The 22384-nt window shown below is 70.3% G+C and carries 25 protein-coding genes and 4 pseudogenes; 15 read left to right on the forward strand and 14 right to left on the reverse strand.

The features are described 5' to 3' along the window. Positions 1-148: 148 nt before the first annotated feature. Positions 149-337, forward strand: a complete 189-nt coding sequence (locus BS75_RS21560; protein ID WP_034089427.1) for a hypothetical protein — start codon at positions 149-151, stop codon at positions 335-337. Positions 338-405: 68 nt separating this feature from the next. Continuing rightward, complete coding sequence (locus BS75_RS21565) at positions 406-2268, forward strand: sensor histidine kinase (protein ID WP_063771478.1); 1863 nt, start codon at positions 406-408, stop codon at positions 2266-2268. A 14-nt stretch (positions 2269-2282) separates the two neighbouring features. Here the strand turns inward: BS75_RS21565 and BS75_RS21570 are convergent, their stop codons facing one another. Further along, positions 2283-3131: an HAD family hydrolase gene (locus tag BS75_RS21570; RefSeq protein ID WP_034089428.1), complete on the reverse strand. Its 849-nt coding sequence runs from the start codon at positions 3129-3131 to the stop codon at positions 2283-2285. A 484-nt stretch (positions 3132-3615) separates the two neighbouring features. On the opposite strand from BS75_RS21570, the gene BS75_RS21575 reads away from it, so the two are divergent. Continuing rightward, entirely contained in the window at positions 3616-5466 is a 1851-nt protein-coding gene (locus tag BS75_RS21575) for a sensor histidine kinase (protein ID WP_034089429.1), read from the forward strand. 78 nt (positions 5467-5544) lie between these two features. Here BS75_RS21575 and BS75_RS21580 read toward each other — a convergent pair whose 3' ends face one another. After that, positions 5545-5778: a hypothetical protein gene (locus BS75_RS21580; RefSeq protein ID WP_034089430.1), complete on the reverse strand. Its 234-nt coding sequence runs from the start codon at positions 5776-5778 to the stop codon at positions 5545-5547. 42 nt (positions 5779-5820) lie between these two features. Between BS75_RS21580 and BS75_RS21585 the strand changes: the two genes are divergently transcribed. The 7 genes from BS75_RS21585 to BS75_RS21615 all read left to right on the forward strand — a co-directional run bounded on the left by BS75_RS21585 (position 5821) and on the right by BS75_RS21615 (position 10376). After that, on the forward strand, positions 5821-6561 hold the full coding sequence (locus tag BS75_RS21585) for a hypothetical protein (RefSeq protein WP_156164276.1): 741 nt from the start codon (positions 5821-5823) through the stop codon (positions 6559-6561). Beyond that, complete coding sequence (locus BS75_RS21590) at positions 6558-6986, forward strand: roadblock/LC7 domain-containing protein (RefSeq protein ID WP_042437755.1); 429 nt, start codon at positions 6558-6560, stop codon at positions 6984-6986. Before BS75_RS21585 ends, BS75_RS21590 begins: the two co-directional genes overlap by 4 nt. Before the next feature lies 1 nt (position 6987). Further along, complete coding sequence (locus BS75_RS21595; RefSeq protein ID WP_034089432.1) at positions 6988-7389, forward strand: DUF742 domain-containing protein; 402 nt, start codon at positions 6988-6990, stop codon at positions 7387-7389. Beyond that, entirely contained in the window at positions 7370-7975 is a 606-nt protein-coding gene (locus BS75_RS21600; protein WP_034089433.1) for a GTP-binding protein, read from the forward strand. Before BS75_RS21595 ends, BS75_RS21600 begins: the two co-directional genes overlap by 20 nt. A gap of 122 nt (positions 7976-8097) precedes the next feature. Continuing rightward, positions 8098-8340, forward strand: a complete 243-nt coding sequence (locus BS75_RS21605; protein ID WP_034089434.1) for a helix-turn-helix domain-containing protein — start codon at positions 8098-8100, stop codon at positions 8338-8340. A gap of 1 nt (position 8341) precedes the next feature. Next, the gene (locus BS75_RS21610) at positions 8342-8917 is read left to right on the forward strand and encodes a Clp protease N-terminal domain-containing protein (RefSeq protein WP_034089435.1); all 576 of its coding nucleotides are present in this window, start codon (positions 8342-8344) and stop codon (positions 8915-8917) included. A 223-nt stretch (positions 8918-9140) separates the two neighbouring features. Continuing rightward, positions 9141-10376, forward strand: coding sequence for a hypothetical protein (locus tag BS75_RS21615; protein ID WP_034089436.1), 1236 nt, complete (start codon positions 9141-9143; stop codon positions 10374-10376). A gap of 44 nt (positions 10377-10420) precedes the next feature. On the opposite strand, the gene BS75_RS21620 is transcribed toward BS75_RS21615, so the two are convergent. From BS75_RS21620 to BS75_RS21630, 3 genes are all read right to left on the reverse strand, one after another. Next, positions 10421-10813: a type II toxin-antitoxin system VapC family toxin gene (locus BS75_RS21620; RefSeq protein WP_034089437.1), complete on the reverse strand. Its 393-nt coding sequence runs from the start codon at positions 10811-10813 to the stop codon at positions 10421-10423. Then, positions 10810-11091: a hypothetical protein gene (locus tag BS75_RS21625; RefSeq protein ID WP_042437752.1), complete on the reverse strand. Its 282-nt coding sequence runs from the start codon at positions 11089-11091 to the stop codon at positions 10810-10812. The genes BS75_RS21620 and BS75_RS21625 overlap by 4 nt, the downstream gene beginning before the upstream one ends. A 102-nt stretch (positions 11092-11193) precedes the next feature. After that, complete coding sequence (locus BS75_RS21630; RefSeq protein ID WP_034089438.1) at positions 11194-11472, reverse strand: hypothetical protein; 279 nt, start codon at positions 11470-11472, stop codon at positions 11194-11196. Here BS75_RS21630 and BS75_RS50460 point away from each other — a divergent pair. After that, positions 11463-11588: pseudogene (locus BS75_RS50460) on the forward strand (LLM class flavin-dependent oxidoreductase); the annotation flags it as partial. The gene BS75_RS21630 and the pseudogene BS75_RS50460 overlap by 10 nt on opposite strands. A gap of 48 nt (positions 11589-11636) precedes the next feature. Here BS75_RS50460 and BS75_RS21635 read toward each other — a convergent pair. Next, positions 11637-12038, reverse strand: coding sequence for a DNA-binding protein (locus BS75_RS21635; RefSeq protein WP_034089439.1), 402 nt, complete (start codon positions 12036-12038; stop codon positions 11637-11639). Beyond that, entirely contained in the window at positions 12035-12283 is a 249-nt protein-coding gene (locus tag BS75_RS21640; protein ID WP_034089440.1) for a type II toxin-antitoxin system CcdA family antitoxin, read from the reverse strand. The genes BS75_RS21635 and BS75_RS21640 overlap by 4 nt, the downstream gene beginning before the upstream one ends. Before the next feature lie 63 nt (positions 12284-12346). On the opposite strand from BS75_RS21640, the pseudogene BS75_RS21645 reads away from it, so the two are divergent. Next, a pseudogene (locus BS75_RS21645) lies at positions 12347-12586 on the forward strand (LLM class flavin-dependent oxidoreductase); the annotation flags it as partial. Positions 12587-12629: 43 nt separating this feature from the next. Here the strand turns inward: BS75_RS21645 and BS75_RS21650 are convergent. The 4 genes from BS75_RS21650 to BS75_RS21665 all read right to left on the reverse strand — a co-directional run bounded on the left by BS75_RS21650 (position 12630) and on the right by BS75_RS21665 (position 15370). Next, positions 12630-13094 (reverse strand): hypothetical protein, encoded by a 465-nt coding sequence (locus BS75_RS21650; RefSeq protein WP_034089442.1) that lies wholly within the window; start codon positions 13092-13094, stop codon positions 12630-12632. Continuing rightward, the gene (locus tag BS75_RS21655) at positions 13091-13690 is read right to left on the reverse strand and encodes a MarR family transcriptional regulator (protein ID WP_034089443.1); all 600 of its coding nucleotides are present in this window, start codon (positions 13688-13690) and stop codon (positions 13091-13093) included. The genes BS75_RS21650 and BS75_RS21655 overlap by 4 nt, the downstream gene beginning before the upstream one ends. 72 nt (positions 13691-13762) lie before the next feature. Beyond that, the gene (locus BS75_RS21660) at positions 13763-15025 is read right to left on the reverse strand and encodes a hypothetical protein (protein ID WP_042437747.1); all 1263 of its coding nucleotides are present in this window, start codon (positions 15023-15025) and stop codon (positions 13763-13765) included. 51 nt (positions 15026-15076) lie between these two features. Next, a complete protein-coding gene (locus tag BS75_RS21665) occupies positions 15077-15370 on the reverse strand; it encodes a hypothetical protein (RefSeq protein WP_331281432.1) in 294 nt (97 codons plus the stop codon). Between the two features lie 654 nt (positions 15371-16024). Between BS75_RS21665 and BS75_RS21670 the strand changes: the two genes are divergently transcribed. Next, positions 16025-16912, forward strand: a complete 888-nt coding sequence (locus BS75_RS21670; RefSeq protein ID WP_034089445.1) for an LLM class flavin-dependent oxidoreductase — start codon at positions 16025-16027, stop codon at positions 16910-16912. 31 nt (positions 16913-16943) lie between these two features. Here the strand turns inward: BS75_RS21670 and BS75_RS21675 are convergent. Further along, positions 16944-17186 (reverse strand): annotated as a pseudogene (locus BS75_RS21675) (LLM class flavin-dependent oxidoreductase); the annotation flags it as partial. A gap of 76 nt (positions 17187-17262) precedes the next feature. Between BS75_RS21675 and BS75_RS52275 the strand changes: the two are divergent. Beyond that, positions 17263-17328, forward strand: a pseudogene (locus BS75_RS52275) (hypothetical protein); the annotation flags it as partial. Between the two features lie 44 nt (positions 17329-17372). After that, complete coding sequence (locus BS75_RS50465; RefSeq protein ID WP_034089447.1) at positions 17373-17576, forward strand: hypothetical protein; 204 nt, start codon at positions 17373-17375, stop codon at positions 17574-17576. A gap of 236 nt (positions 17577-17812) precedes the next feature. Here BS75_RS50465 and BS75_RS21685 read toward each other — a convergent pair whose 3' ends face one another. After that, complete coding sequence (locus BS75_RS21685) at positions 17813-18451, reverse strand: hypothetical protein (protein WP_034089448.1); 639 nt, start codon at positions 18449-18451, stop codon at positions 17813-17815. Beyond that, positions 18441-22211, reverse strand: coding sequence for a DUF6531 domain-containing protein (locus tag BS75_RS21690; protein ID WP_034089449.1), 3771 nt, complete (start codon positions 22209-22211; stop codon positions 18441-18443). The genes BS75_RS21685 and BS75_RS21690 overlap by 11 nt, the downstream gene beginning before the upstream one ends. Positions 22212-22384 lie beyond the last annotated feature (173 nt).

Raw genomic sequence — 22384 nt, forward strand, 5'->3', positions numbered from 1 at the left:
TGTTGCGCCGTTGTTGCGAAGGGGGAACAGATCCACGATCTTGGGATGGCAGTCTTTTCCAGGTAGGAGAGCAGCAATCGGAGGCCCGGCGGAGCGGTTCGCCGCCGGCGGCTCCGCCGTCGCACAGCACCTTCCTGGAGGACCTGCCATGTCCGTCCGTTCCCGGCTCGGCGTAGCCGCTGCCGTCCTGCTCACCGGTGCTGTCACCGTGGGGGTCTCCGCCCTGCCGACCTCCGACTACGCCGGCGCCCCGGCCAAGGCGGCCGTCGCGCCGATGGCACCGGCTTCCGCCACCCCGGCCCCGGGGTCCCCGCAGACGGCGCCGACCTCGCACTGAGCGCGGCGGCCGTCGCCGGCCCCGCGCGGCGAGCGCAGGGGACGAAAGCCGCGAACTACCCTCGCTGCATGGAGCCCCGTACCGACCTCCCCGTCCCCGAGGCCTCGCCTCCCGGCCGCCTCTCCGGGCTCGACGACCTCGGCCTGGACGTGCTGCTCACCGAGGTGACCGAGCGGCTCCGGGCCGTCGTCGTGGTCAACGACCGGATGCGCGAGCTGCTTGAGGCGGTGGTCGCGGTCAGCGCCGGACTCGACCTGAACGAGACGCTGCACCGGATCGCGGTGACCGCCGCCGACCTAGCCGATGCCCGGTACGCGGCCGTCGGCGTCCACATGGCCAACGGCATGGGCCTCGCCGGGTTCATCACCGCCGGCATCCCCGAGCAGGAGGCCCGGCTGATCGGCCCGCCGCCGACCGGACGCGGTCTGCTGGGAGCCCTGGTCGCCGACCCCGAGCCGATGCGGCTGGCCGACCTGACCCGGGACCCGCGCGCCGCCGGCTTCCCGCCGGACCACCCGCCGATGCACACGCTGCTGAGCGTCCCGATCCGGGTGCGGGACTGGGTCTTCGGCAACCTCTATGTCACCGAGAAGCTCGGTGGACGGAAGTTCACCGCCGAGGACCAGCAACTGCTGGAGGCGCTCGCCTCGGCGGCGGGCATCGCCGTGGAGAACGCCCGGCTGTACGAGGAGGGCCTGCGCCGGGAGCGCTGGATCGCCGGGGCGGCCGAGGTCACCACCGTCATGCTGGCGTCCGACGACGCCCACGTGGCCCTGGCCATCGCGGCCGAGCAGATCCGCGAGCTGGCCGAGGCCGATCTCGCGATGATCCTGCTGCCGACCGGCGACGGCGGGCTGCGGGTCTCCCACGCCACCGGGGACGCGGCCGAGTTCGTCCTCGGCGAGTACGTCTCCGGCGGTGGGATCGCCGAACGGCTGCTGGCCGGCGACCTGGTGGTCACCGAGGACCTGAGCACCGACGCGCTGGCCCGGTACCCGGTCTCCAAGATGTTCGGCCCGAGCATGGGGCTGCCGCTGCAGAGCGCCCGACGCGTGATCGGCGCGATCGCCGTCTGGCGGGCGGTCGGGGCCGCGCCCTTCACCGAGGACGAGCAGAGCCACGCCCAGGCCTTCGCCGCCCAGGCCGCGCTCGCGCTCCGACTCGCCGAGGGGCAGCGGGACCAGCAGCGCCTCGCGGTCTTCGAGGACCGCGACCGGATCGCCCGCGACCTCCACGACCTGGTCATCCAGCGACTGTTCGCCACCGGGATGCTGCTGGAGAGCGCCGCCCGGCTGGCCCAGGTACCGGAGGTGGCCACCAGGATCGGCCGGGGCGTCGACGAACTCGACGCCACCATCCAGGAGGTCCGCACCGCGATCTACGCGCTCCAGCACGACGACACCCCGGCGGACGGCGGCGACCTCCGCCGCCGCATCCTGCGCGAGGCCAACCAGGCGGCCGCGCCACTGGGCTTCAAGCCCTCGGTGGCCTTCGTCGGTCCGGTCGGGACCATGGTGGGGGAGTCGCTCGCCCGCCAACTGGTCCCGGCCCTGCGGGAGATGCTCGCCAATGCGGCCCGGCACGCGCGCGCCTCGGCGGTCGCGGTCACGGTGGACGTCACCGTCCACATCGACCCCGAGGGCCGCCCGGTGTCCGCCCGCCCCGAACCGCGACCCGGCAACCCGGAGGCGGAAGCGGACCCGGAGGCGGACGAGGACGAGGACGTGGCGGAGGCGCTGCGCGCGGCCGGGGCGGGCCGGCCGGGGGTGCTGCTCACCGTCGCCGACGACGGGGTGGGGATCCCCCCTGGGGGCCGCCGCAGCGGACTGCGCAACCTGGCCGAGCGGGCGGGCGTGCTGGGCGGCGACGCCTGGAACGAGCCGGGCCCGGAGGGCCGGGGGACGGTGGTGTCCTGGACCGCCCTGCTGTGAGTCGGTCCGCCGGGTCAGAACCGGTCCAGGCCGCGCACCACCGACTCGATCACCTGGGCCACGCCGTCCTCGTCGTGGTCGGCGGCACGGTGCGCGGTCGCGGCGAGGACCAGCGGGTGGGCATTGGCGACGGCGAAGGCCGTGCCGGCCCAGTCCAGCATCGGCAGGTCGTTGGGCATGTCGCCGAAGGCGACCACCTCCTCGGCGGTCACGCCCCGCGCCGCGCACCAGCGGGCCAGGGTGGTCGCCTTGCTCACCCCGAGCGCGCTGATCTCCAGCATCGGACTGGAGCGGGTGATCTCCGCGTACTGCCCGGCCACGGCCAGGGCGCGGCGCAGGAACTCGTCCGGGTCGAGACCGGGGAGCCTGGCCAGCATCTTGAACACCCCGTCGCCCTCGGGCGAGCCGAGGATCTCCTCGGCCGTGCCGACCCGCTGCGCCGTCTGGTCGCCCCACATCGGCGAGGTGTAGTCCTGCTCCACCGCGAACCCCGACGGGTACTCGAAGGCGAAGGCCACCTCCGGCAGCTCCGCCCGCAGCGCCTTCACCACCGCCAGCGCGTCCTCCGGGCGGAGCGCGGCGGAGCTGACCAGCTCCCGCTGCCGCACGTCGTAGACGGCCGCGCCGTTGGAGCAGATGGCGATCCCGTGGTCACCGGTGATCGTGCGCACGGTGTCCATCCAGCGCGGCGGGCGTCCGGTGACGAACACGATGCACAGCCCCGCCGCCTCGGCCAGCGTCAGCGCCTCCCGGGTCCGCTCGGACACGGTGCCGTCGCTGCGCAACAGCGTCCCGTCAAGATCGGTGGCGATGAGGCGGGGGCGTACGGAGGAGGTGTGGTTCACCCCGCCATCCTCGCGCATGGCGATATCCGCGTGTTCGCCGCATGCTCGGCGCGGTCGCCGGGGCGCCCGGCGATGCCGATTCCCGATTTCGTCACTGTGGGTGACAATCTGAGCGAGCAGGGTTCCTGATCCCTGGCTGCGGCGCGCGTTAGGAACCCGTAGGCCACATGATCGTTTCCCGCACGATGCTCAACAGACATGCTATTCCTGTGAAATGACAGCAAGCGGTCAGCGGGGCATCCGGCACACCCAGCCGGTTCGTGTGCCACTGACGTTCTCGATAACTAGTCACAGAATGCGACATACCCGGCTCACAGTCCGACCTCGCACCATGCAGCAGCCGCACTCCGACGGAACCTCCGCACGCGGGCGTCGGGCCGTAACGGGCCCCGGCCGCGCTCCCAGGCCCTGAACCATCCCGTCGGCGGGACCGGAAGCCGCCTTGCGCGCGGCCGTCCTCTGGAAGACGGGTGCTTCGCTCTGGTGGAGTTGGCAGACCTTCATGAGCTCACGCAGGTGGTCCATCCGCAGCAAGGTCATCGCAGTGCTGCTGCTGCCGCTGCTGTCACTCTCGGCCCTGTGGGCCTACGCGGCCGACCTGTCCCTGGGCAACGCACTGACGCTGGCGCACGAGAACACCATCGGCAACCGGCTGGCACGCCCGCTCGGGCAGGTCATCATCACCCTGCGGACGGAGCGGCGGGCCTCGCTGGAGGTCCTGGCCGCCGGCTCCGGCGCTGCCGCCGGAGGAGCCGCAGTGGGAGGCTCCGCCGCTCTCCGGACCGGACGGGCCGCCACCGACACCGCGATCGAGGCCTTCCAGGCCCAGGCGGCCGACGGCGGTGTCCGCAGCGCCGAGGACACCGAGGTCCGCCAGGGCATCGACGCGACCCAGCAGGTCCTGGCCGGCCTCGCCCGGCTGCGGCAGGGAGTCGACGGCGGTCTGCTCAGCAGCAGCCAGGTCATGACCGACTACCTCACCATGGACCAGGCGATCGGCGAGGCCTTCCAGGCCATGACGATCCTGCCCAACGAGTCCGCCCAGAACTTCGGCCAGAACCTCGCCACCCTGGTGGCCGGCAGCGACCTCCGCTCCGAGGAGGACGACCTGGTCTCCGCCGCCGCCGTGAGCCCCGCGCACCGGCTCGGCCCGGACGGCTACAGCACCTTCGTCCAGGCCGTCGGCGCGTCGCACTACCTCTACGCCCTGGCGACAGCCGGCCTGCCGCAGGCCCAGAGCGCACCGTTCCAGGCGCTCGCCGCGCCGAGCGGGCCGCTCGGCCAGGTGATGGCGATGGAGCAGCAGGTCATCGACGCCGGCCCGAACGCCAAGAGCCTGCCCTTCCCGATCGCGCAGTGGCGCCAGGCGTACGACGCCCAGGACAACACCGGCGACCAGCTGTCGATCGAGGACATCTCCGCCGTCTTCTCCCGCACCGGGCCGCCCGCCCAGCACGCCCTGATCGCCCTGATCCTGGCCGGACTGCTCGGCCTGATCGCGCTGCTCGCGTCCATCGCCTTCTCGGTCCGGATCGCCCGCTCGCTGTCCGGCGACCTCACCCGGCTCCGCGAGTCGGCCCGCAACCTCACCGACGACCGGCTGCGCGACGTCGTCGGCCGACTGCGGCGCGGCGAGACCGTCGACGTCCGGGGCGACATGGCCCGTCCGGTCTTCGTCCACCGCGAGATGGCCCAACTCGGCGACGCCTTCCACGCGCTCCAGCTGACCGCCGTAGACCTGGCCGGCGAGGACATCCGCCTGCACCAGGGGATCAGCGACATCTTCCTCAACCTGGCCCGCCGCAGCCAGGTACTGATCCACCGTCAACTCGGACTGCTCGACGGGATGGAACGGCGCGCAGAGGACCCGGCGGCGCTGGAGGAGCTGTTCCGGCTCGACCAGCTCGCCACCCGGATGCGCCGCTACGCCGAGGGCCTGATCATCGTCTCCGGCGCGGCCCCCGGCCGGGTCTGGCGGCACTCGGTCCCGGTGGTGGACGTGGTGCGCGGAGCGATCGCCGAGACCGAGGACTTCGTCCGGGTCATCCTGCCCCCGGCCCCGCCGGTCGGCATCGTCGGCCACGCCGTCGCCGACGTCATCCACCTCCTCGCCGAGCTGATCGAGAACGCCCAGACCTTCTCCCCGCCGACAGCCAGGTGCGGGTCAACGTCGGCTCCGGGGCGAGCGGCCTGGTCGTCGAGATCGACGACCGGGGCCTCGGCCTCAACCCGGAGGAACTGGCCAAGGCCAACGCCCGGATCACCGACTTCCTCGACATCAGCGACCTGGACAGCACCCGGCTCGGCCTCGCCACGGTCGGGCGGCTCGCCCAGCGGCACGACATCAAGGTGACGCTGCTCCAGTCCCCGTACGGCGGGGTGACCGCAGTCGTCCTGCTGCCCGAGACGCTGCTGGAGCGGGAGGCGGCCTTCACCTCGCCGGCGGAGGTACGCGCCCTGGGCACGGCGGCGGCCCCGCCCCCGACAGCGGGCGGCACCGGTCCGGCCCGGCGCCGCCCAGCCCCAGGCCCAGGCCCCGGCCCCGGCCCAGCAGCAGCTCCAGGGGCAGCCGCAGCCCCAGGCGCAGCCGCAGCCCCGGGTCCTGCACCAGCAGCAGCCCCAGGCCCAGCCGCCGCAGTCCGTGCCGGCGCAGCCGCAGCGGCACGGCGGGGTCCCGACCCGCTCCGCGCTCGCCAAGGTGACTGCCATGCCGGAACGTCCCGCCGCGCCCGGCCTGTTCGGTCCGGCCACCCGCTCACTGCCCGCGCAGTCGTCGCCCGGGCAGCCGTCGCCCGGGCAGTCGTCGCCCGCGCAGCCGTCGTCGGCTCAGCCGTCGTCGGCCGGCCGCCCCCCGGCCGCCCGGCCGCAGCCCTACCTCCGCACGCCGTCCGCCCAGCAGCAGCCCACCGCGCCGCCCCAGCCGGTGACCCAGCCCGCGCCCCAGCCGGTGACTCAGGCCGCTCCGACCCAGCCCTCCTCGCGGACCTCGGCCTCGCCGACCACGCCGGCCGGGCACCCGGTCGACCCGGCCGACCTGATCGACGGCCTGCCGCGCCGGGTCCGACAGGCCAGCATCGCGCCGCACCTGCGCGAGAACCCCACCGGCCCGGCCGCCGGCGACGGCTCGCTGCTGATGGACTGGGGCGGCTCGGGCCAGGGCGGTGCCGCCGCCTCCCGCTGGCCCAACTGGGCCGGGCGCGTGCCGTCGGAGGACCAGCAGTCCTACCCGAACCAGCAGTTCGGGTCCCCGCCGCTGCCCCTGGGACAGGCGCAGCCCGCACCCGGCTACGACGCGCCACCGGAACGCGCCGACCATGTCCGGCTGATGATGTCCGCGCTCCAGGCCGGAGCCGCGCGCGGTCGCGGCACACCCGAGCCCGAGTACGTCCCCGGCCCCTACGACCACTACTCCCACGACCACCCCCAAGGAACGGACAGCCCCCGATGACACTGCCAGTCGTCCCCGAGACCACCATCAACCTTGGCTGGCTGCTCAACGACATGGTCCGCCGGGTGCCCGAGATCGGCCACGCCGTCGTGCTGTCGACCGACGGCCTGCTGCTCGGCGCGTCCAGCGAGTTGAACCGGGACCAGGCCGAGCAGCTGTCCGCAGTGGCGTCCGGGTTCCACAGCCTCGCCAAGGGCGCGGGCCGCCACTTCGGCGGCGGCGCCGTCCGGCAGACGATGGTGGAGATGGAGGTGGGCTTCCTCTTCGTCTGCGCGGCCGGCGACAACGCCTGTCTCACCGTGCTCACCCCGGAGGGCGCCGACATCGGCGTCGTGGCCTACGAGATGGCCATGCTGGTCAAGCGGGTCGGCCAGCACTTGTCCGTGGACAGCAGGCTCCGCCGGAACTCCGACGCCGGCTGGTGACGTGAGCCGCCACGAGGGTTCCAGCGACCACCAGTGGGTGGACGAGGCGGCCGGTCCGGTCGTCCGCCCCTACGCCATGGTGCGCGGCCGCACCCGCGCCCGGCAGGACGTGTTCGACCTGGTCGCGTTCGTCGTCGCCACGGTCGACAGCCTGGACGGGTGGCAGGACGGCTGGCAGGAGCGGGAGCCGGAGCACCAGGCGATCCTCGCCCTCTGCCGCCGACCGCGCTCGGTGGCGGAGGTCGCGGCGAGCCTCAGCCTGCCGGTCGGGGTGGTCCGGGTGCTGTTGGGCGATCTGCTCGAACTGGAGGCCATCAGGGTGCGCGAGCCGGTCGCCGCCGCGACCGGCCGTCCGAGTCTGCGTGTCATAAGAGAGGTACTTGATGGACTCCGTGCGCTCTGAGCCGCACTACGAACCGCACCCGGCCCCACGCCGGGAGGACCTGCCGCAGGCGGTGAAGATCCTCGTCGCCGGCGGCTTCGGTGCGGGCAAGACCACGCTGGTCGGCGCGGTCAGCGAGATCACCCCGTTCCACACCGAGGAGACGCTCACCCGCTCCGGCATCGGCATCGACGACACCGAGGGGGTGGAGGGCAAGTCCACCACCACCGTGGCCATGGACTTCGGCCGGATCACCATCCACGACCGGCTGGACCTGTTCCTCTTCGGCACCCCCGGCCAGGACCGGTTCTGGTTCATGTGGGACGAGCTGGCGGCCGGCGCGCTCTGCGCCGTCGTCCTGGCCGACACCCGCCGGCTGGCCGCGTCCTTCCCCGCCGTCGACTACTTCGAGCGGCGCGGACTGCCGTTCGTGGTCGCGGTCAACTCCTTCGACGACGCCCGGATCTACCCGCCGGAGACCGTCCGCGCCGCGCTGGACCTGGATCCCGGTATCCCGGTGCTGCTCTGTGACGCCCGCCACCGGGACTCGGTGAAGAGCGTCCTGGTCGCCACGGTCGAGCACGTCCTCGCCACAGAAGCCCTCTGACACCGGGCCGGTCGGTCACCGCCTCCGACCGGCCCGGTCATTTCCCCGATCGAACGCTCCCGCCGCGCCGGAGCTTTGTCAGGATCCCTTGACAGCTGCTGCTGTCAGGCTACCCTGACAGCATGGAAGCCGAGGAAACACCGGCCGATCTGGTCGGACTGGTCACCAGTAAGGACCCGGCAGTGGGGCTCCAGGCCGTCGTCGCGCTGCGGCGGCTGCTGGAGGAACTTGAGCGACTGCATGTGGACAACGCCCGTGAACAGGGCTGGACCTGGCAGCGCATTGCCGCAGAACTGCACGTCAGCCGACAGTCCGTGCACGAGAAGCATGTGAGCCGCCGCAAGGCCACCGGTAAGGAGAACTGACATGTTCGACCGATTCGACGAGCTCGCCAAGGCTGCGGTTGTGGCGTCCCAGGACGCGGCGATCGCCCTCGGCCACGACTTCATCGGCACCGAGCACATGCTGCTCGGCCTGGCCTGCACGGCCGGCGCCGCCGGCGAGGTGCTGCGGGAGCAGGGCCTCGACTTCGCCCGGGCCCGGGAGGAGACCGTGCGCCAGTCGGCGGCGGCCGGAGTCGTGCCGAGCGGCGGCAAGCCGGCGGTGGACGCCCTGTCCGCGATCGGCATCGACGTCGCCGCGATCCAGAGCCGGGCCGAGCAGGCCTTCGGCGAGGGCGCCTTCCAGTTCCCCCGCCCCGCCTACACCGAACACGCCAAGCGCGCCATGGTGCTGACGCTCCGTGAGGCCAATGAGCACGGCGGCGACCCCATCCGCACCGAACACCTGCTGCTCGGCCTGCTCGCCGAGGCGGAGGGGGAGTCCGATCCCGCGATCGAGGCCGAGGCCGAGGCCGACGTCAGCGCGGCCACCGTGCTGACCGCTCTCTCCGTCGACGTCGCCGCACTGCGCCCGGCCGTCCTCGCCCGGCTGGCCGCGTAGGGGCAGCCCGGGTGCGGTGCCAGTCCGGCCGGTCCTGGAAAGTGGTTGCCTCGGGGACGCACAACTGCGGGGGCGCGCAGGCGGTATGAACAATCCCGGGATGGGTGATCATCATTGTCACGCAGCGGGGTTGCTGTGCTACGTTCCGTCGCGTACGGATCGACTGATAGACCCCGGCGGTGCAGCAACACCCCGGGGCACGGCACCAAGGACTAACCTCCCGATGCACATTCATCGTAGCGTCCAGGACCACGACTTCACCGTTCTTCCGAACGCGTTGCTCCAGGACCGACGCCTCTCCTTCACTGCTCGCGGCCTCCTCGTGGACCTCCTGTCCCGCCCGGACGGATGGCGCGAGGACGGTCGGCAGATGGCCGACAGCAGCCCGCAGGGACGCATGGCCGTGGCCCGTAGCCTGCGGGAACTCACGGCGGCCGGGTACTACCTGGTCGTCAAGGTCCGGCTGCCTGGCGGCGGTCTGACCAGTGAGGCCCATGTCTGGGACACCCCGCAGCAGGTGGCACCGGATATCACCCGTATGGGTCCCGGTGAATCGGTTGGCGGCGGGCGTGTCGCCCCAACCCCTAAAGAAACGGGAGAAAGAAACCCCCTCCCCCCACCCCCTCAAGCCGCCGCTGCGGCGGCGGAGTTGGATCAAGGCGGCGGGGCGGCCGCCGTCGACCTCGGCGATCCGGCGGTCCTCGCCGATCCGGCGGTGGCGGTGCTGCTGCAGGTGATCCGGCCCGAGCCACGGCTGCGGGTCGGCCTGGCCGAGGCGTTGAAGCTCGCACCGCTGGTCAGGGCCTGGCTGGATCGGGGCTGCACGCAACTGGACCTGTCCCAGGCGCTGTTGCCCGGCCTGCCCGCCTTCATCCGCTCCCCGCTGGGGCTGCTCCGCGACCGGCTGACCCGCAAACTCCCGCCGCCGCCCGGCTGGGGCGCGCCGGAGCCCCGGCCGGCCGGGGCCGGGTCGGCCCCGTCTCCGGCCCCGTCTCCGGCCCCGTCTCCGGCCCCGGCCCCCGCCGGGAACGTGCAGGTCGTCCGGGTGGCGACGGCCGCGCTGGAGTGCGAGTTGTGCAGAGATCCAGTGCTCGCTCCCGGCATCTGCAAGCCCTGCGCCGGGCTCGGCCGACCAGCGGTGGCCGTGGGCCTCGGCGAGGCCGCGACCGCACGCGGAGCGGCGCTGGTCCGCACCGCGCTGGGCGTGCCGTGCGGGGCCTGGCCGACCTCAGCTGAGTCGGGCCCTGTCCGGGGAACATCGGACCGAGGATCCCCGGGCAGCAGGTCTGCCGGGCAGCGACGATTTTCGAACGCCACCGGGGGCGGCACTCGGGCACAGCGGATCGGCGATCCGTCGTCGGTGGTGGTCCGTGGGACCGCCGGTGCATGCGCCACTGATCGGCTATGGCTCGGCACCCTGGTTACGTCTGTCAATCCTCGTTCACCCATCACGGGCTGACCTGCGATGACGCAGAGCTGAGCCTGGAACGACCCGACGGCGGCTCAGACCTGTTCGACCGCGATGCGGGCGTGACACAGCTGGCGCAGATCCTCGACATCGCTGGTCACGACCGTCACATCCCCGTGCTCCAGGTGGGCCGTAGCGGCAAGCATCGCGTCGATGGCGTACTTGTGACCGTGCAGCCCCTCGGCTGCGAGCAGCTTGCTCGCAGCGCGTGCGATCTCCTCGGTGACCGGGCGCACCTTGGTCAGCGAGACGGCGTGGTCGAATGCCGCCTGCGACAGCTTGGGATCGCGCGCCTCGACCAGCGTTGCTGCGCTCGTCACGACCAAGAGGTCCAGGGTGCGGGCGACGTCCAGCCACACGGTCATGTCCCGGTGTCGGCGGGAGAGCTTGGAGAGTGCCTCGCTGTCGAGAACGAGGGTTCCGCTCACGCGGCGTCCGCCCCTGCGACGTCACCGCGGTGGGCAGCGTGATGAGCACGGATACGCTCGGCCCTTGCAGCAACCTCGGTTGTATCGACAGGCCCGTGTTCAGCCTCGGCGGTGGCGATGTACTCGTCGATGGCTTCGCGCTGGAGCTGCCGTTGCACGGCCTCCTCAATGTAGGAGGAGACTCCCTGCTTCCCGGCGCGTGCGCGGATCGCCTCCAACGTCTCGGCACGCAGGGAGACGCTGGTGACTCGGGTCTTGCCAGAGCGCGGGGTATCCATGCACCAAAGTGTAATACATCACCTATCAAGCCCGTTCCTGATTCGGGCCGCGCCGGAGTCGTCGACGGGAGCTGATAGGAGGGCGGGCGTGAAGTTCCGGCTTCAGTCGGCCCACTGGCGGTAGGCCTCGATCCACTCCGAGCCCGCCGGGCCTGGGGTGGACAACGGCAGTTCAAGGATCCCGATCGCCTGCCGGGTGCGGCCGCGAGAGCACAGCGCCGCGGTCCGACCGTCCGGCGCGAGGTCGACACTGCGGACAACCACCTCGACTCCGAGGACTGTGGTGGTGAACGGCACGGTCAGGTTCTCCTCCAGCATCGCGAACAGGCCGGTCAGTTGCTCGTCCCCGTTGTAGGCGTCGACGGTGGCTTCATCAATCATGGCGTCGAGTTCCGAGTTTCGGGGCGGTGCCCACGCTGACCGCCGCCGCGACAGTGACGCAGAGTATGCGTTTGGGTACACTCGCGACGTCTGTCAATCCTCGTTCACCCATCACGTCCTGAGCTGCGGAAACGCCTGCCTGGACGTTCTGGGTCCCACTCGGCTCAGATCGGGATGAGGCGGACGCGTGTGCCGCAGAGCTTGGCCATGTCGTCGACGTCCGAGGTGAGCAGGGCCACTGGTGCCGGCTGGCGCAGAGCCATCTCCGCGACCGTCGCATCGATGGCGTACTTGTGACCGTGGAGACCGGTCTGCTTCAGCAACTCGGCCGAGGCTCGCGCGGCCTGTTCAGTGACCGCTTCGATCTTGACCTGCGAGAGCACCCAATTCAGCCGAGGGGTGTTCACTCGTGCGTGCATGACCTCCACGATGGTGTTGGCACAGACCACCAGGTCGGCCGCCATGGAGTGGAAGGAGCGGATCATCGCCAGCACCCCACGGTCCTGTGAGATCCAGGCGGATACCCCTTGAGAGTCCAGCACCACGGTCTCCACACGTTCGCTCACGCGGCGTCAGCCGCATTCGCGGAGCCGGCCGAGCCGAAGATCCTTGCCTGCGCGGCGGCGAGTTCCTCCTCGGTGAAGGCACCGTGCTGCTCCTCGTAGCGCCGCAGTTCCTCGCCGAGCAACTGGTGCCTGATCTGCCGGGCGACCGCCTCAGCGACATAGCCCGAGACGTTGTCCGTGAGCTTCTTCAGCTCCGCCACCTGTTCAGTGGGCAGGGTAACCGTGATCCGGGTAGTAGCAGCCATGAATCAAGCATACTGCGGTATGCCTCATGTGCGACGGACTTTCGCGGGCATAGCGTCGGCGGTATGCGTCTGAGTACTGTGATTCTGCCGATCCACCGCTGGTCCGAGGGACGGAAGGTGTGGCGGCGGGCCGAGGAGCTGGGTTTCCACGCCGCCTACACCTACGACCACCTCTCCTGGCGGTCCTTCCGGGACGAGCCCTGGTTCGGGGCGGTGCCGACGTTGACGGCCGCGGCCTGCGCCACCGAGCGGATCCGGCTCGGAACGCTTGTGACCTCTGTCAATCCTCGTTCACCCATCACGGCTTGACCTGCGATGATCTGCGTCGGCCGAAGCCGACGCAGGGTCAGAAGGGGCTCATCTCATCGAGGACGCGCGCTGCGAGGTCGATGATTGCCTTGACCTTTGGAGCGTCATTGGCCACGTCCTGGGCTTCGATCTCGGGTGAGTCGAGATCCGCGTACTCCGCCTGATTCCGGCGTCGGCGCATTCGGTCGAAGGGCCTGAGAGCCGCCCCGAGAGGCGGGTCGAGCTGCGCACTGACGGCTTCGAGGACCGCGATGTGGCCACCGCGACTGGTAGGTCGTAGCCCTTGGTTCTCCAGGACCGCGACCAGTGCTTTGCGCGCCGCGTCGTACAGCAACTGGTACGCGCCGATGGCGTCGATGGCAACAATCGCCTGGGCAGCGGTCAGATGGTTCGATGCCTGGGCGAGGAGGTTGTCGGCCTGTTCCCGGCTCGCGGGTACCCGCTCCAACTCCTTGCGCGCGAGCATGCCTTCCAATGCGGCGCGGCCTTGCTGCCACTTCATTCCCTGCCCTTCCTTTCGAAGGCTTCGAGTCGGACCGTCGGCCGGCTTCGGACGGACGTGAGAAACGGGTCCGCACCCGGATCGCGCCAGCGCTCGGGCGATACCCGATGGACGTTGACCTCTCGGCCGAGAAGCCGCTCGGCTCCGCGTGCGGCCTCGTACAGCTCGTCCTCATCGGGGTTCCCGACGACGAGAACGTCGACGTCCTTGGGTACCCCGCCACGTTCTCCGGAGTAGCGGGCAGCCCAGGAACCGTAGATGTGGGCTTCCTCCACGCCGGCCAGTGGCAGCACCAGATCCCCGAGGACCGCGATCGGGCCGTAGGTGAGAGAGAAGAGCTCGGTCAGCGGGGCCGCCAGTCGTCCGTCGACATTGGCCCGCAGCAGGCGGAGGTTGCCGTGGCGTCGCTCTGTGATCAGCTCTGCCTCGGCCAGCCGGTCCGCCTCCCGGCTCGCGGTCGCGCTCGAGACTCCGAAACGGGAGGCGATCTCCGTAAGTGAAGTCTCTTCCTGTGGATGCAGATACAGCCAGGCCAGCAGCTCCCCCAGAAAGGGGGTGCGCAGGAGCGGCAACAGCGCAGACGGGGGACCTTGCATAACTTGAAGAGTAGCTTGCAACTTATGCAAGTAGCCAAGGCGGGAGTCGCTTTTCGCTCTTACGGGTGAGCATCAGGAGGTCAGCGCCCGAGACCGGGCCCGCTTCTGCTTTCCGAGCCTGGCGCTACCGCTGCTCTCCCCGAGCGCGAGCTCACTGAGGCGGGTGCCGATCACCGAGACACCGGGGCGGGGCGCATGCTCGTAGTACCAGGCCTTGCGTTGACGAAGCAGTGCCTCGCCATGCTCGGACCAGCTGAACTCCGGCTTTCGCAGGATCTTCCTGAACACCGTATCGACTGTCTCCGGGTGGGAGGTAGCGAGGCGGCGCAGTGGTAGCGGGGCGATTGTCCGCTCCCGGAGGTAGGCACGCAGCGTGTCGCTGTGCGCCTTGCTGGTCGTGAGGGCGGGATTGGCGAAGAGGTCTCGCAGCATCCCGTAGTCCGGGTAAAAGTTCATTCCGTCTACGTCGTCGTAGATGACGCCCACGGTGTCCGAGTCCGTGAGTTCTTCTGGCAGTTCGAACAAGGGCGAGTCCACCCGAGGCAGGCGCCTGCCTCGGGTCTTGACCGGTGATTTGGCGAGCACGGCCTCCTGTCGGTGCCGGTAGTAGGCGTTGAGCCGTGCTTCCGCCTCGGCGGGGGACAGGATCAGCTCGTCGCCTCCGCAGTATTCGATGAAGGCGGCTCTGTCCTGTCGCATCTGTTGCCAGCCCTGTTCGACCTTCTCCGGGTTGCGGAAGACCAGCTCCGGTTGGCCGACCGCCAGTTGAAGTGCGGCCTGAGCGATCCCCGAAGCATTGGATTTGGGGTAGTACGACAGCGCTCCGGAGACGAGCCAGACTCCGTCGGCCGAGTGGACGGGCACGAGTCGGGCGAGCAGGAATCCTCCTCTGCTCATCCCACGAAAGGTGGCCCTCCCGACATTCGAGTATGTGTGGTACTCAAGGTCGTCGATCAGGTTGAGGAGGACGACCGCATCGCCGTCCTTGCGCTCAACCTCGAAGATCCCCTCCACCGGGTCGCGCCATCCGAGCAGCATCTCTCGGTCAGCCTCAATCAGGTCCCGACGTCCGGCGACAAACCGGTCCACCACAGTCGTCCCGTTCGGCAGGCGGTACTGCAGGGCGAAGTGGTCAATGATGTTGATCGCCCGGCCCTCGTCCAACTGCCGCTCAGGACCGGCAGCCTCCAGCAGGACGGGCGTCAACCAGCGATCAAAGCGCGCACTCTGTGTGAAAGCGACCAACTCCCCCTTCAGCTCAGCACTGCGCTCGATGAGGGCGATGAGCGACTGTTCGTCGTCGCTCCGGTTCGCATCGCTGGGACTGCGGGCCACAATCTGCCTTTCCGTGCAAGCCGATTCGAGGGCGGGCGGGCAATGCCGGCTTCAGCCGGCCCACTGGCGGTAGGCCTCGATCCACTCCGAGCCCTCCGGGCCGGAGGTGGGCAACGGCAGTTCCAGGATCCCGATCGCCTGCCGGGTGCGGTCGCGAGAGCACAGCGCCACAATCCGACCGTCCGGCGTGAGGTCGACGCCGCGGACAACCACCTCGACTCCGAGGACTGTAGTGGTGAACGGCACGGCCAGGTTCTCCTCCAGCATCGTGAACAGGCCGGTCAGTTGCTCGTCCTCGTTGAAGGCGTCGACGGTGGCTTCATCGATCATGGCGTCGAGTTCCACCTTACCCAACGTACTCATGGCACTACCGTAACGGTCTCGAAGGCAGTGACGACACGCCTTCCGGAACCTGGTTCGAGAACGCTTACGTCGGGTATTTAGCCGAGAGACCTTCCCGTCGCTTCCACCAGGACAGTGGTGGCTCAGAAGGAACCCCGCCTACGCAGCCCGACGCTGCTGCTCGGAGTTCGAGTCGGCCTACCGCGTGCCCGTACGCCCCCGGTCGCGCTACGACGACGCCCTGTCCGAACAGGCCGCCCCAGGCCTCACACCGACCGAAGCATGTCTGTCCCTCCGGGCTTCGGACCGCTATGCCGCCGGCGTCGACGGCCTGTTCCTGCGTGCCGTACGTGAGGCCTTCGGCCTCGACCGCAAGGAACCCAGAGCACTCTGGTCATGGCTCACCGGCGAGAGCACCGACACCGAACTCCGGGCAGCCCTCCGTCTACACCTAGCACGGCCACGGCCGCCAGAGCTCCGCTCCATGGGCACGGCTGGCTACGTAGTCGATGAAGTCAGCTGCGTCGAACTCGGATTTCTGGGGCGTGGCTCGACGTCAACCCAGCGTCCCGTACAACGTTCAGGCCCGCCAGCATTTCATCCGTACGGGGGCAGAGCCGCGTTCCCAGGCGTGTACGGTCCCGTAGGGTCGGATTCATGCGTCTAAGCACTGTGATTCTGCCGATCCACCGATGGAGCGAGGGGCAGAGGGTCTGGCAGCGGGCCGAGGAACTCGGTTTCCATGCGGCCTACACCTACGACCACCTCTCATGGCGATCCTTCCGGGACGAGCCCTGGTTTGGGGCCGTGCCAACTCTGACTGCTGCCGCGACGGCTACTCAGAGTATCCGACTGGGCACACTTGTAACCTCGCCCAACTTCCGTCATCCAGTGACGCTGGCGAAGGAGCTCCTGACTGTCGACGACATCTCGGGCGGTCGCCTGTCGGTGGGGATCGGTGTGGGCGGCACCGGCTTTGATGCGACGGCGTTGGGACAGGAAGAGTGGACCGCGCGGCAGCGGGCAGACCGGTTCGACGAGTTCCTGCCGCTACTGGACAAGTTGCTGACGCAGGACTCGACCACCGAGAAGGGCACGTACTACTCCGCCGTCGAGGCCCGGAACATTCCAGGTTGTGTGCAGCAGCCCCGGGTGCCCTTCTATGTGGCGGCCACCGGCCCGCGGGGGCTGAAACTCGCTGCCGAATACGGCCAGGGCTGGGTCAGCTACGGTGACCCGCGCGGCCCTGCCGACGTCGCCGTCGAGCAGGCTCCGGCCGTGATCGAGGCCCAACTCGGCAAGCTCCGCACCGCTTGCGAGGCTCAGGGGCGGGACTATACGGCGCTGCGCAAGGTGCTGCTCCAGGGCTCCACCGCCGAGCAGCCGCTGCAGTCCCTCGACGCGTTCGTCGACTATGCCGGCACCTACCAGGCGCTGGGCATCGACGAGATCGTTATCCACTGGCCGGTCCCCGACTCCATCTTCGCCAATGACCTGACCGTCTTCGAGCAGATCGCCACCGAGGGCCTCGCCCAGCTCGGCTGATCAGCTCGCCGAGAGACGTTCCCGCAGGTCAGACCGTGATGGGTGAACGAGGATCGACAGAGGTCACCAGCGTGCCCAACGGGATCCGCTCCGTCGCCGTGGTGGCGGCCGTCAGCGTCGGCACCGCCCCGGACCACGGTTCGTCCAGGAACGACCGCCACGACAGATGGTCGTAGGTGTAGGCGGCGTGGATCCCGAGCTCCTCGGCCCGCTGCCAGACCTTCTGCCCGTCGGACCAGCGGTGAATCGGCAAAATCGCTGTGCTCAGTCTCATGGCACCGCGCCTACGATGCGGTGGGCCACCTTGCGCCTTCTCTTCTGATTCCGGGAGGGAAGGCGCAGGAGGAATGATGGAACTGCTCTCAGTGAACCAGGCAGCAACCATTCTCGGCGTCGACGACTCCCGTGTACGCCAGCTCCTGCGAGCCGGGATTCTGGAGGGCCAGCAAGTCGGGGGGCGATGGCGGTACGCATCCCCCCGAGTGAAGCCTGGCCGTTCCTGCGATCCGGCCCCGAGGTGGCGGCGGAAGGCATTGACGCGCCGGTCTCCGTGGTGGCGGCCGACCTGCTGGACATTCAGGAAGACCGCGCTGAAACTGCCGCCGCCGACTTGCTGCGGCAGCTCCGAGCCTGTCTCCTGCAGGAGCGGCGGGTGGCCGAATGACCAGCGCAAGGACCGCTGTCGTGATCGAGTCCGACCTCATGACCAAGCCTCTGGTGGACCTCTTGCTGCGTGGTCTGGAGCACAGTGGAACCCGCCCGGGCCGACTACGAGCTCAGGGCGTCGGAGGGCTCGGAGCGCGACGGGTGACCGAGGCTCGGCCGGGACAGCCGCAGTGGCCGGCCCCGCCGGAGTGGCCGGCCCCGCCGACGCGCTGCTCAGCAGGTGGAGCCGTGCGGCTAGGCCTGGTCGAGGGCCGCCCGGAGGTCGGTGTCGGTGGTCCTGCCGGTGAGCCACGACCAGAGGGCCCTTGAGGCCTTCCGGTCGAGGCCGAGGGCTTCGCGGGCGGCGCGCAGGAACAGGCTGTCCGTGGCGGCGACATAGTGGTTCGAAGCCCGGAGGCGGAGGCACGCCTCGGCCGGCGTGAGTCCGCCGGCGACCAGTCCGGACAGCTCGGCCACATCGTCGTCGAAGCGCGACTGGGCGCGGACGTGCACGCCGTACGCCGACTCGAACTCCGCACAGAAGCTCCGGGCCGCGTAGGACGGGCTGCTCCGCAGCCACCACTGGTCGCTGGGGAACGACGGGAACGAGTCCCGGTCCAGTACCTTCCGGACGTCCAGGTCGGTCCGCTCGATCCCGGCACGGAACGCGTCCGCCGCGGAACCGGTCAGCTGCGGCAGTACCTCCGAGACCAGCGTCCGCATCGTCAGGTCGTTGAGGTAGTCCTCAAGGTCCCAGGGATAGCCGGCCAGGCAGTCGGCGGCGAACCGCTGCCATCGCTCCGAGACCTCCCCGGGGGAGGCCTCGGTACGCCAGCCCTTGTCGACGAAGGCCTGGGCGAAGCCTCGGTCGAACCCGCTCCCGCTATCTCCCACTCTCGTTCTCCATGTACTTGACTGGGTCGTCCGGCCGGAAGAAGTTCGTGATCTTGCCGTTCTGTCCGATCACGAGCCGGCCTGTCGGTGTGTGCAGTCGAAGGATCGCACCGTCGCCGGAGCGGGTCACCTCGCGGATCTGCGGGGTCAGCGGGCCGTTCATCAGGCCTTCGGCATCCTGCTCGTACCGGCTGAAGCCGTCATCGTCGTCGTCCTGGTCCTTGTACTCGGGCATGTCGGCGGACTCGCCGGGACGTTTGCCCTGCCCGAGGACATGCTTGTCGTACTTCTCGTCGATCTTCGCGGGATCCCATTTCATGGGTGCGTGCGGGGAGAGACCGAGCGGGTCGGACCAGGTGTGCGGGTTGTGGACGTAGGTGTCCGGATTCGGCGCCGGAGCGAGGCCGAGCGGATCCGGGGTGGCGTAGCGGGCCGTCTCGGGGTCGTAGTACCGGTGCAGGTTGTAGTGGAGCCGCGTCTCGGGGTCGAAGTACTGGCCGGGGAAGCGCAGCGGGGTGTAGGCGGCACTGTCCCGGGGCCAGGTGGTGTTGCCCCAGAGGGTCTTGGTGGCTTGCCAGGAGACGCCTTCGGTGGCCGGGTCGACCAGTTCGGTGGGAGCGCCGGCGAGGTCGGTGACGATGGCGAAGAAGCGCCGGTCGATCCGGTCCTGCTCGGAGGTCCGGCTGGTGATGGTCTCGGTCTGGGCCAGCGGACGCCATCCCCGGTGGTCCCAGCTGAGCGTGTAGGGACCGGGAAGGTAGGGGGCGTGGGTGGTCTGCTCCGCGAGGTGCGAGCCGTCCCAGGTGAACTCGACGCGTTCCTCGACCGCCGAGCCGTCGGCGCTGAGGCGCTCCTTCGAGATGCGGCGCCCGAGCGGGTCGTAGCGGTAGCGCCAGGAGGTACCGTCCGGGGTGACGACGCCGGTGAGGCGGTCCTCGGAGTCCCAGGCGTAGTGCCAGGTGTCCGGCTTCCTGGACAGGCGGGTCTTCTGCCGGACGACGGTGCGGCCCGAGGCGTCGTACTCGTAGCGGACCCGCCCGGCGGTGGCCAGTTGGGTGCCCTCGTAGGTGCGGGCGCCGAGCGCGGCATCGGCCGCCCCTCCGGCGGGCCACCGGGCATCGACGAGGTTGCCGGTCGGGTCGTAGGCGTAGGTCTCGTTCCAGTCCTCCGCCCGGACGGCGGTGACCCGGCCGGTCCGGTCCAGCTCGAACGTGCGCTCGGCGGCCGTCCGGTCGGTGATGCCGATCAGGCTTCCGTCCGCCTGGTAGCGGTAGCCGCGCTGCCGCAGGGTGGCGGAGCTGCTGCGGAGGCTCTGCGCGGTGAGCCGGTGCCGTCCGTCCCAGGAACTGCTGAGGGTCACGGATCCGCCGACGGTCCGCTCGCACTCGCGCCCGGCGGCGTCGTAGCTGAAGTCGAGCGTTCCGCCGGACGTCGCCAGCCCGGTCGCCCGACCGGCGCCGTCGTAGGTCCAGTCGCTGGTGTGCCCGGTGGGCATGATCCGCCGGGTCCGACGGCCGAGGACGTCACGATGATGGACGAGCGTGCGACCGTTGACGGTCTCGGTCAGCAGGTTGCCGAGCGCGTCGACGGTTCGGGAGAGCTCGGCATCCGGATTGGCGGCACCGATCAGGTGTCCGGCGGCGTCGTACGCGTAGGTGCTGACCCGACCGTCGGCGTCCTTGGCGACGACCCGGCCGAGCCGGTCGTAGCCGTACCGGGTCCGCCGGCCGCGCGGGTCGGTCACCTCCGTCAGGCAACCGGACGCGTCGAAACCGTAGTTGACCGTGCGTCCGTGGAAGTCGCACTCGCTGACGACCCGTCCGGCCGGGTCGTACGCGTAGGTCCACTGCCGGCCGAGCGGGTCGGCGACGGCGACGAGCCGCATGTTCCGGTCGTAGCCGAAGGAGTGGCGCGCGCCGTCGGGGGTGGTGCGCGCGGCGAGCGTCTCGAAGTGGGTGTACTCGTAGGTGGTGGTCCGGCCGAGCTGGTCGGTACGGGCGAGCATGTTCCCCTCGCCGTCGTACGTCCAGCTCTCGGCGGCGCCGTCGGGAGTGGTCCGGAGGGCCAGCCGGCCCTCGACGGTCCAGGCCATCCGGGTGACGCCACCGAGCGGATCGGTGACGGCGGTGGAGCGGCCGAAGGCGTCGCGCTCGAACCTGGTCGTCGCCCCGGTCGGGCCGGTCACCTCGACCGGAAGGCCGGCGGCGTCGCAGCGCAGCCGGGTGACCCAGCCGAGTCCGTCGGTGACCGCCGCCAGGTGGCCGAGACCGTCGTACTCGTACCGCGTGACGGCGCCCAGCGGATCGGTGAGCGTGGTGCGACGCCCGTGGTCGTCATAGGTCTGCCGCCAGGTCGCGCCACCGGGAGCGGTGACGGTGGTCGGCAGACTGAGGGAGTGGGCGTAGGCCGCGTCGCTCCGCTCGCCGTCGGGGCGGGTGACCGAGATCAGGTCACCGGCCCCGTCGTAGGTGTAACGGGTGGTGTGGCCGAGGGGGTTGGTCTCCGCGAGGAGTCGGTCGTGGAAGTCCCGTTCGTAGCGGGTGGTGTTGCCCAGCGGGTCGGTGATCGCGACTATCTGGTGTCGCTCGTTGACCTCGTAGGCGGTGGTGTGGCCGAGGGCGTCGGTCTCCGTGTGGGTCCGTAGGCCGGTGTCGGGGTCCGGGTCGCCGTAGCGGAAGGCGAAGTGGAGCGAGCCGTCTGCTCCGCCCTCGTCCAGCACCCGTCCGGCCGCGTCGTAGACGTACTGGTAGTGGCTGTCGTTGCGGTCGGTCCAGGAGGTGATCCGGCCCCAGGCGTCGTTGGCGAAGCGCATGGGCAGGCCGGAGGAGTTGTGGACCTCGCTGAGGTGGCCGTCGGTGTAGCCGTACCGCAGCAGTGACTGGTCGCCGCCGTCCTGGGCCGCGCCTGCGAGCAGGAGTTCGGTGATGCGTCCGTCGGCGACGGTGACCAGGAGTCGGTATCCGCCGGAGTGGGTGATGGCCTGCGGGGTGCCGTCGCGGTCGTAGGCGAGGGTGTAGTGGTCGCCGTTGCGGTTGCCCAGCCTGGTCAGCAGGGCTTCCCGGCCGCCCGGTTGGACGGTGAACTCGCGGACGAGACCGCTCGCGCGGTCGGTGAGGGTGTAGCCGCGCTCGCCGTAGTCGACGCTCAGGTCGCATCGGGCTCCGGCGGTGGCCCGGACCGGAGCGCCGGGGTCGGGGTGGGGGTAGGCCTGGGTGCGGCGGTCGGCGCCGAGGTGGACCACGCCTTCGTCGTCGATCTCCAGGCGTTCGTCGAAGGTGCAGACCCAGCGGCGGCCCATCCAGCGTCCGGCCCGGTAGCCGGACTCGAAGCAGCGGGTGAACTCCAGCGGCAGGCTTCCGGGCAGGAAGGCGTCCGTCTGGTCGATGAACATCCGGCCGGTGGCCATGTCCACGGGCTCACCGCCGTCGCAGACAGCGTCCGGCGGACGGCCGGCGTCGTGCGGATCCGATACCTGGTCCCGACCGCTGCCACTGGGCTCGTCCCCGCGCGGTGAGGGGGCGTCCGGCGTGCCGCCCTCGGCCGGGTGCGGGTCGGTGACCTCGGTCCTGGGGTGCTCACCGGCCTTGCCGAGGTCCTCGACCGTCTTCGCCTCGTTGTCGGCGGCATGGTCGGCGACCTGCCCGGTCTTCTCCTCGGTGTCCTTGAGGATGTCGTGGTAGCCAGTGGCGAAGTCCTTGGCCAAGCCCTGCTCGGCCTTCTTCGCCGCGTCCTCCAGCGCGTGCGCTATCTGCCCGCTCACGCGGCCCGCACCGATCCCGCGTCCGCACGACCGTCACCGCTACCGCGCATCCCCACGCACCCCCGCACGCAACGCCCACTCGCCGAGCCTGGCGGCTGCCAGGCTACCCCGACCCCGGTCGGTGGGAGATCAGGGTCGGCCAAGGGTGTTCACCGATGGTCCGGACCGGCTGG

Origin of the sequence: Streptacidiphilus albus JL83 (assembly GCF_000744705.1) — a bacterium.
In the GTDB taxonomy this organism is placed as follows: Bacteria; Actinomycetota; Actinomycetes; order Streptomycetales; family Streptomycetaceae; genus Streptacidiphilus; species Streptacidiphilus albus.